This window comes from uncultured Psychromonas sp. (assembly GCF_947489755.1).
In the GTDB taxonomy this organism is placed as follows: Bacteria; Pseudomonadota; Gammaproteobacteria; order Enterobacterales; family Psychromonadaceae; genus Psychromonas.
On record NZ_CANLFB010000108.1, the window covers coordinates 1 to 231 of the forward strand.

Consider the following 231-nt stretch of genomic DNA (forward strand, 5'->3'; position numbering starts at 1 on the left):
GATCGTGACCGTGCCGTACTCGCCATCCGTCACTGACGCAACAGGAGAAACTACGCCATCAGCGTCAGTATCATTCCCTAACACATCAATGGTAATTGGGGTATCTTCATTCGTTGTTGCCGCATCGGCAGCCACAACCGTGTCATCCGCCACTGCTTCAACCGTCACCGTGACCGTTTCAGTGCTGCCATCTTCGTTGGTGTACGTAAACGAATCTGGGCCGTTGTAATC

At 52.8% G+C, this 231-nt stretch carries 1 protein-coding gene; it reads right to left on the minus strand.

All coding sequences use genetic code 11. The annotated features are described in order from the left end of the window. A partial coding sequence (locus Q0794_RS18205) for an Ig-like domain-containing protein (RefSeq protein WP_298944300.1) occupies positions 1 to 231 on the minus strand: 231 nt, incomplete at both ends.